9 protein-coding genes are annotated in these 8,496 nt (G+C 56.3%); 3 read left to right on the top strand and 6 right to left on the bottom strand.

Going from position 1 to position 8,496, the window contains the following annotated elements:
• Window positions 1-171: 171 nt before the first annotated feature.
• The 3 genes from psbP to NW819_RS12345 form a co-directional block, all read right to left on the bottom strand.
• Window positions 172-696: a photosystem II reaction center PsbP gene (gene psbP, locus NW819_RS12355; RefSeq protein ID WP_414413923.1), complete on the bottom strand. Its 525-nt coding sequence runs from the start codon at window positions 694-696 to the stop codon at window positions 172-174.
• A 263-nt stretch (window positions 697-959) separates the two neighbouring features.
• Window positions 960-1,718, bottom strand: a complete 759-nt coding sequence (locus tag NW819_RS12350) for a PspA/IM30 family protein (protein ID WP_414413922.1) — start codon at window positions 1,716-1,718, stop codon at window positions 960-962.
• 63 nt (window positions 1,719-1,781) lie between these two features.
• The gene (locus NW819_RS12345; protein WP_414400769.1) at window positions 1,782-2,465 is read right to left on the bottom strand and encodes a polysaccharide deacetylase family protein; all 684 of its coding nucleotides are present in this window, start codon (window positions 2,463-2,465) and stop codon (window positions 1,782-1,784) included.
• Window positions 2,466-2,788: 323 nt separating this feature from the next.
• Between NW819_RS12345 and polA the strand changes: the two genes are divergently transcribed.
• Window positions 2,789-5,584: a DNA polymerase I gene (gene polA, locus NW819_RS12340; RefSeq protein ID WP_414413921.1), complete on the top strand. Its 2,796-nt coding sequence runs from the start codon at window positions 2,789-2,791 to the stop codon at window positions 5,582-5,584.
• Between the two features lie 92 nt (window positions 5,585-5,676).
• Window positions 5,677-5,937 carry a glutaredoxin 3 gene (grxC, locus tag NW819_RS12335; RefSeq protein ID WP_011431797.1) on the top strand — a complete coding sequence of 87 codons (261 nt, stop codon included), beginning with the start codon at window positions 5,677-5,679 and terminating at the stop codon, window positions 5,935-5,937.
• A 19-nt stretch (window positions 5,938-5,956) separates the two neighbouring features.
• Here grxC and NW819_RS12330 read toward each other — a convergent pair whose 3' ends face one another.
• Window positions 5,957-6,253, bottom strand: coding sequence for a DUF2470 domain-containing protein (locus NW819_RS12330; protein WP_011431796.1), 297 nt, complete (start codon window positions 6,251-6,253; stop codon window positions 5,957-5,959).
• A gap of 205 nt (window positions 6,254-6,458) precedes the next feature.
• Window positions 6,459-7,130 (bottom strand): hypothetical protein, encoded by a 672-nt coding sequence (locus NW819_RS12325; protein WP_414355425.1) that lies wholly within the window; start codon window positions 7,128-7,130, stop codon window positions 6,459-6,461.
• A gap of 91 nt (window positions 7,131-7,221) precedes the next feature.
• Between NW819_RS12325 and NW819_RS12320 the strand changes: the two genes are divergently transcribed.
• Window positions 7,222-7,650, top strand: a complete 429-nt coding sequence (locus NW819_RS12320) for a hypothetical protein (protein WP_414413920.1) — start codon at window positions 7,222-7,224, stop codon at window positions 7,648-7,650.
• 69 nt (window positions 7,651-7,719) lie between these two features.
• On the opposite strand, the gene ispG is transcribed toward NW819_RS12320, so the two are convergent.
• The coding region (gene ispG / locus NW819_RS12315; RefSeq protein WP_414413919.1) for a (E)-4-hydroxy-3-methylbut-2-enyl-diphosphate synthase at window positions 7,720-8,496 on the bottom strand (777 nt) is incomplete at its 5' end.

The raw sequence follows: 8,496 nt of genomic DNA, 5'->3' as shown, positions 1-8,496 counted from the left end.
GTCAGCGTTGCGGAGCAATAATCCCCAGAACCACAAGGCTTTTCTCAGTAGCCCAGGCGTCTCGCCCCCAACCTAAAATGGCCATAACTCAGCCCTAAAGGGCTCAACCTTAACCTACCCAAGTCCGTCAACCCGGTTCAATCCCTTGAGAAAATCCTCTCAGGAAAAGCTTTAGGAAACATTCAGAGAGCGGCCCACGTTCCTAAAAGCAGCCTGCACCTGAGGCCAGCGGGATTCTTGGGTAGAGGCTGTCAGCGTGTAGAGGCGATGGTGCCGAACGGTTACCGTCACCACCTCATGACGAAGCTGGGATCCCATATCGGTTTGGTATTCCAGCAGGTAATAGGGGTGCCCCTGCCGCTCAAAGGCTTCGGCAGCCAACAGCTTGGCCGAGCGACCGGATCCCTCAGGAGCAATGATCTTCTCCGCCACCAACTGCCCCACCTCATCCGGGCTGCCCAAATCGGCAATCGTCTCCCCCTTGTCAAACGGGGCGATCATCAAGCTGACGTTCTCGGTCTCGTACACCAGGTCGCGCAGGAGTACCACCGGCCCTTTCCCAGGCCCAAGATTGACCGCCACCATGCCATTGGGGTAAGCAAAAGCAAAGGCTCCGCTGGGATCCCTGTAGGCCCGTAGGTTAGAGCCTGCGGAACAGGCACCGACCACCAAGCTGAGGCAGACACAGAGCAGCAACAGCGCTCTAGACAGCCACGGGCTGGTTGCGTAAGTGGGCCACAGGCCTGATCGGGCAGAATGCGCGCCTCGTGCTGCTGACATTGCTGGGATCCTCTCCTCAGATGGGTTGCCTATTGTTCCTTTATCATCCTAGTACGAGCGCACTCCCTCTAGCCCGTTGACCGTCAATTCCCAACGGAAAACTCCCCCTGCAACTTAGCAGCGGGGTTGCCGACGTGGGTTGAAAAGCGAGGGATCCCCAAGCTTGGAAGCAACTGCCGCTATTGGGGGAGCCGCTTCTCGAAATCCAGATCCGGTAGCGGCAGGTTGGCCTGGGCACCTCCTTGGCCGGTGAGCATTGCCAAGCGGCGGGAGATTTCATCGTCCATGGCCATTTGATCCAATTGGGCAGCAATCTGCTCGCTGCGATCTTCCGAGAGCTCGCTCATGGCTCGGGATTTGAGCTGGCGAGCCTGGATAGCATTCTTTGCCGCCTCAAATTGCGACTTGGCCGAGTCGATGTTGTAGGAGTTGTTGACGCGGGTCATCTGCTCCAGAGCTTGGTTCACCTCGTTGATGTCTTTGAGGTTGCTCAGCTCGCTCTTGTAAGCGGCCAGTCGTTCTTTCTCGCGGGCCAGCTTTTGCTTGGCGGCATTGACGTAGCGCTCGGCAGTTTCCACATTCTCCTTGAGGGGGCCGAGAATGGCCTCAATTTGCAGCGCTTGGGACATAGCCAGGCGGGCAGCCTCTTGATCGCCTCGTTGGGCGGCCAGGCGAGCCTTGTTCTCCAGGGCCTGGTACTCCCGCACCTTTTGCATGTACTTTTGTTCAGCCCGCTGATAGGCAGCCACTTGGGTGGCAACGGCTTCCGTGAGACGCTGAACCGTCTCCTGCATGGTGCGTAGGGATTCTTCCGCCACCATCACCGCTCCTGTGCCGCCTTTCTCCACCGGGATCCCCCACAGCCAGTTCCAAGTTCCGACGATGACGCTGCCGGCCCGTTGCCCAAAAATGCCGTAGATGATCTTGCGTGCGCCCATGGCTTGACCCTCCTGCCTACGCGTGCCTCTACTGTATTTAATTTCTCCCCAACTGGAAAGATCTCAGGGATCCGGCAAGTGGACAAATTCAAATCCCCGCTCCTGCAAAGTTGGGATCAACTGCCGCGTTACCTCAACCACTTGGGCTCCTCCTTGTACCCCATCGTGCAGCACAATTAAGGAGCCAGGCCGCACCTGGGCCAGCACCCGCTCCACTACCACCGATACCGGTGGGATCAGCCAATCCTCAGGCACCACGCTCCACATCACCGGACAAAAGCCCCAACGGCGCAAATCCGCAAGCGTCTGCGGCCAAAACAAGCCATTGGGCGGGCGCACAGCCCGATAATCGTCAGGGATCCCGCCACAGGCAGCCACGAGGGTGGTTTGGCTGCGCTTCAGGCTCTGATAAAGCTCTCCAGGGGCAAGCTCGGTAAAAGGGCGATGCTGCCAGCCGTGAAGGCCAATGCGGTGGCCTTGTTGGCGGATCTGACGGGCCAGGTGGGGCCAGCGCTGCACCCGTTCTCCCAACACAAAAAACGTGGCCGGCACCTGAAAATCCATCAAAACCTGCAACAAAGCAGGGGTGTACTCGGGGTGAGGGCCATCGTCAAAGGTCAGAGCCACCCGCTGGGTATGGGGATCTGCCGGCAACTCCCACAGGCCGTCGGGAAAGAGGGTCTTGAGGCCCCAATGCAGGGGTGGGTAGAGAGATGGGGGCAGGATTTGCTGAGAAGAGAAGAGCATTGTGGTGGGCTGTATTTTGTCCAGAACCAGAGGGCAATGCTTTGGGTGATCAACTGGGTAACAAATTTAGGTATTGCCGATTGAGCCAATAAATTGAAAAAATGGGCATGAGCATTGTAGCTAACAAAACAGACAGGGGTGGCGGGCCTATCGATGGCTTTTTGGATCTTGCCGTAGCCGGGTCACAGAAGTTGGAATTGGAATCCCGTCCTGTTGACCGCCGGGCGCTCTTGCTGAGTTCTTGAGGCCGATGATGGATGTGGGATCCCTTCTGCCCATAGCCCAGATCCGATAGGCTAGATTCACCCTCAAGGTATCAGCTGATGGCTTGGCAAACTCCAACACTGCTGCTGGTGGATGGTCACTCTCTGGCCTATCGCTCCTTCTACGCCTTTGCCTACAGCCGCGAGGGGGGGTTGCGCACTTCCACTGGGATCCCCACCAGCGTCAGCTTTGGCTTTTTGAAATCGCTGTTAGAAGTCTTGGACAAATACACCCCTACCCATGTAGCCGTTGCCTTTGATACACGGCAGCCCACTTTTCGCCACGAGGCCGACGAAACCTACAAATCAGGCCGCCCGGAAACGCCACCGGAGTTTATCGAAGATGTGGAGAACCTGAAGCAGGTGTTGACGGCACTACGCATCCCGATTTTGGTGGTGCCTGGTTTTGAAGCCGATGACATTTTGGGCACCCTCAGTAGGCTAGCCCCCCAAGATTACCGGGTGCAGATCTTAAGTGGCGATCAAGATCTGTTCCAGTTGATCGATACCGATGGAAGAGTTCGGGTTTTGCACCTCAACAGCAAAGATCGCATCAGCGAGTTTGGCCCCGAACAAGTGAAAGAAAAATTGGGCATCTGGCCTTGGCAGGTGGTGGATTATAAGGCCCTCTGTGGCGACCCTTCCGACAACATTCCCGGGGTGAAAGGGATCGGCCCCAAGCGAGCTGTGGAGCTGCTGGAGCGCTACGGCAGTTTGGATGAAATTTTCGACCACCTGGACGAGATCCAAGGAAAAGTCCAGCAATACCTCAAAGAAGGGATCCCGGCGGCCCATCACTCGCAATTTATGGCTCGGATCAAATGCGACGTTCCTCTTTCTCCCGACTGGGAGAGCATGAAATTAACCGGGTTTGATCAAGCAGAATTGCTGCCGCTGCTGGAAAAATTGGAGTTTCACAGCTTCATCGCCCAAGTGCGCAAAATACAAACGGCTTTGGGGGGGATCCCAACCGAGGCAGAGGTGGTTGGCGCTTTTAATCCCACCGGGGATCCCGCAAACGCTCCTGACGAAGCCCTGTGGTTTGATTTTGCCCTCGATCCCGTCCCTTCTCTGCCGGCGGTGCGCATCATCGATACGCCGGAGCAACTGGAGCTTTTGCGGCAAGAGCTGCTGGCCTGCCCAGGGATTGTAGCTTGGGATACTGAAACCACCAGTCTAGATCCACGGGATGCCCAATTGGTGGGGATCGGCTGTTGTTGGTCAGAGGGAGATATCGCCTACTTGCCCATCGGCCACCGCCAGGGATCCAACCTGGATTGGGAGCTGGTTAAACAAAGCCTGCAACCCCTTTGGGAAGATCCCAACCGACCCAAAAGCCTACAAAACTGTAAGTACGACCTGAGCATTTTCCGCGCCCACGGGATCCGCCTGCAAGGGATCCAGTTTGATCCCATGTTGGCCAGCTACGTTTTGGATCCAGAAGCCAGCCACAACTTGGCCGATTTGGCAGCTACCCATTTGGGTTTGCCAACCACCAGCTACAAAAAGTTGCTGGGCAAGGAACAGTCCATTGCCGATATCCCGATTTCCAAAGTTGCAGAATACTGTGGAACCGACGCCTATTGTGCCTATCGTCTGGTGCCAATCCTCACCGAAAAGCTGCAGAAAACCGATCCACGCCTGTGGGATCTTTTTATTCAAGTCGAGCTGCCCTTGGCCCAAGTTCTGGAAGAAATGGAGTGGATCGGCATTCGCGTTGATACCGAGTTTCTGAGGCAATTTTCCCAAGAGCTGGAACAAGAGCTGCAAAGTTTGGAGCAGAAAGCCTATGCCCAGGCTGGAGAAACCTTTAACCTCAATTCTCCCAAACAACTGGGATCCCTGCTCTTTGAAAAGCTGAAATTGGACATTCGCAAAACCCGCAAAACGGCTACTGGCTATTCCACTGATGCCTCAGTTTTAGAAAAGCTAGAGGGGGATCATCCTCTCATCGAAACCATCGTGCAATACCGCACCTTGGCCAAGCTGAAATCGACCTATGTGGACGCTCTGCCTGCCCTGGTAAGAAGCGATACCGGCAGAGTCCACACCGACTTTAACCAAACCGTTACTGCCACCGGCAGGCTCAGCTCCTCAAACCCCAACTTGCAAAATATTCCCATTCGCACCGAGTTCAGTCGCCGGATTCGACAAGCTTTTATTCCCCAAGAGGGATGGCTATTGGCGGCAGCAGATTACTCTCAAATTGAGCTGCGCATTTTGGCCCATCTCAGCCAAGAACCTGCCCTGGTGGAAGGTTTTCGCTCAGGGGAAGATGTGCACACCCTAACCGCCCGCCTGCTCCTGGAAAAACAAGAAATAACCAGCGAAGAACGTCGCCTGGCCAAAACGATCAACTATGGGGTGATCTATGGCATGGGAGCGCAGCGCTTTGCCCGCACTGCGGGGGTTTCTTTGTCGGAAGCCAAGCAATTTTTACAGCGATTTAACGAGCGCTACGCCGGTATTTTCGCCTACCTGCGTTCCACCGAAGCCTTTGTGGAAAAACATGGCTATGTAGAAACGATCTTGGGTCGCCGTCGCTATTTTCCCAATTTGTCTCGTCTGACAGGCCATCGCAAACAAGCGGAATTGCGAGCAGCTGTGAATGCTCCCATTCAGGGATCCGCCTCGGACATTATCAAAGTAGCAATGGTGCGCCTGCGGCAAAAGCTGCAGAACTTTCGTTCCCGCTTGCTCCTGCAAGTGCATGATGAGCTGGTGTTTGAGGTGGATCCCTCGGAATGGCAGGCCCTAAAACCGCTGATCCAAAGGGAAATGGAAGGAGCAGTGCCCCTCTCCATACCGCTGGTGGTGGATATCCAAATTGGCCACAATTGGAAGGAAGCCAACTAGACCATGGGAGGCAGAAAACCCCAGGTTTGCAAGGAAAGGGATCCCGGCTCCGTGAAAATGTTAAGCTATGTAAAAGCGTTTGTTGTTTTCTTATGACTGTTGAGATTTACACCTGGCGTTTTTGTCCCTTTTGCATCCGGGCTAAGCAACTGCTGGATCGCAAAGGCGTGAAGTATATCGAGTACGCCATCGATGGAGACGAGGCAGCACGGGCGGAAATGGCCAAGCGGGCCAACGGCCGCCGTTCGGTGCCGCAAATTTTCATCAACGACCAGCATATCGGCGGCTGCGACGATCTTTACGCGCTAGAGGCTCGCGGCCAGTTGGATCTGCTCCTACAGCAGGCCAGCTAAGCCTCAACTGTATCTCTCATCACTTTGTAGCCTGTTTAACTTGAGCGCGAGCCTGCTTCACCATGGCAATTAAGGTTTGATGGGCGTCCTCGGAGTCCCGCAGGGGGTGGTCGAAGCGGATCCGCAGCGTTTGTACGGCCCCGTCGACCTGCACCCGCAAGTCCATCCCTTCCGGGTCAATGGCCTGCATGCGGGCTTGGGTAACTCCTTCCACCTGGCCAAAGACCCTGGCGTAAAGGGCTATCGCATCGGCATGATCTTCGTTCATGTGCTTGCAGATGCGCTCGCTGACTTGGGGGGTGAGAGGATCGCCCATGGCAGTTGTTTTTGGCTTACAGCCCTCAGTTTAAAGCTCCCGCCAGTCCACAGTAAACTACCCAACCCTACCCCTGGCCAGTACAATAATGCGGCTAACCCAGCGTTAAAAGCGGCGCTCCCGGATAGGCAGCCGTTTAGGTTTCAGAATAAAAAGGCAGGGATCCCTTCCCCTCCATCCCAGAGAACACCAGGGATCCAGGGGATCAAGCTTGTCCTTGGGCCTGTAGCTCCAACAGCTCATCTGCCATATCCAAAAAAGCCTCCCGATCCAGATAGGAGACATCTCCCACCCACTCCCCCAGCTTGACCACATAGACCTCGCTCAAGGTGGGCCGGCGCTGCAAATCGCGGGAATAGGCTTTCACCAACCCGAGCACCGATTGCTTTTTGACAATTCGCCTGTAGCGGGGATCGTCCTTGGCCCGCACACGATAGACGACTCCGGTCTCATCGCCGATTTCCATCTCAAACTGGCGCTCCCGCACCTCTTCAATGTAGAAGTTGCCATCTTCATCCAGCTTTTCTCGCTCTTCCACCACCACCTCGTAGCGGCGAGTGCGCAGCACCTGCCCAAAAAACAATCCCCCATAGGGAATCTCGCGAAAGGCTAGCTGACGGCGGGAGATGGTATAGAGCGGCCCCCACAGGAAGGGATAGAGCAACGAGAGAATCCCGACCAGGAAGGCGATTGCCCCCAGAAAGGATCCCTCGCCGAAAGCGCGGGAAAGAACCAGCAACGCCACGCCCACCAAAATGGCCGTGATGATGCGGCCCGTGCTCTTGAGGGCATCGCTCCAGTAAGCGGCATACTGAAGGCGCGTTGGCACCACCGGAATCACCGATTCGCATTCTTCTGGGGTTAGCTCCAACAACATGCTCCAAGGATCCTCACAATGCCACACTCCATCTGCAACGGGCCAGACCCTATCTTAATTAAAATGAGGCAGGGGCGCTTCGCCGCCGGGCTTGTCTGCTGCCAGTCCTTGCACACTTGCCACTTCCATGCCGACAGGATCCCATTGCTCCTCGACCAGCCAGGCCATCAGACAGCAGGTGGCCCAATTGGACGAGGGATCCCGTCGCGACAAGGCTTGGCTGGGGGATGCGGTGTTGAGCTTGTTTGCCCGGCAGTGGCTGCTTGGGCCACCTCAAGACTGGCAAGTGCCTTCCCCGCCCAGTTGTGACTTGAATCGCGCAGAACTCTTCACGTGGCTGACCTCCAATCAATTTTTGTCGGCCCTCAGGGATCCCACGCAGGTTGAGGCGGAAATCGGCCTGGTTTACGAAAAAGAAGGTCTGCAAGCAGCGTTTGAATATATCCAGGCGCACCTGCTGCCTCTGTTTGTAAGGCAGGTGAACAACCGCGCCAAAGCCCTGCGTGGCAAACGCCACTAGCCAGTTTCTGAGCGAAGCAAGAGCGCGGCAGGATGGCTGGGCAGGTCGCCTCTTGAGGGGGAAGCAGAGTTAATGGGAAGAAGGGGGATCCACCCAGCGCCCATCGGCTTTGATCAGATCGATCAGCGCCTGCACGCCTTCCGATTCCGGCACCCTTTTCACTTCCTCTTTGCCGCGGTAGAGAGAGATCACCCCCGGCGTCTTGCCCACGTAGCCGTAGTCGGCGTCGGCCATCTCTCCCGGCCCATTGACAATGCAGCCCATGACGGCAATGTCCAGCCCCACCAGGTGCTGGGTTGCGGCGCGCACCTTCTGCAGCACCTCCTCCAAATTGAAGAGGGTGCGGCCACAGGAAGGGCAGGCCACATACTCCACCATGGTTTTGCGCAGGTTCAGAGCTTGCAAAATGCCGTAGGCCACCGGGATCTCCTTCTCTGGCGCTTCCGTGAGAGAAACCCGAATCGTGTCGCCGATCCCTTCAGCCAAGAGGGTTCCGATCCCCACCGCCGACTTGATGCGCCCATATTCTCCATCGCCCGCCTCGGTGACGCCCAAGTGGAAGGGATAGTTTAGGCCCAGGGCATCGAAGCGACGGGCTGCTAGACGGTAGGCCGCCAACATGACCTGCGGGCGGGAAGCCTTGAAGGAAAGCACCACATTGTGAAAGTCTTGCTCGGCGCAAATTTGGGCAAATTCCAGGGCCGACTCCACCATGCCCTCAGGCGTATCCCCGTAGGTGAAGAGCATCCGCTCTGCCAGGGATCCATGATTTACCCCGATGCGCAGGGCTTTGTTCTGGGCTTTGAGGGTCTGGACAAGGGGGGTGAAAGTTTCCCGGATTTTGTT

Source organism: Synechococcus sp. R8-2 (genome assembly GCF_047461715.1).
GTDB lineage: Bacteria > Cyanobacteriota > Cyanobacteriia > Thermostichales > Thermostichaceae > Thermostichus.
This window is presented reverse-complemented; position numbering and strand designations above follow the sequence as displayed.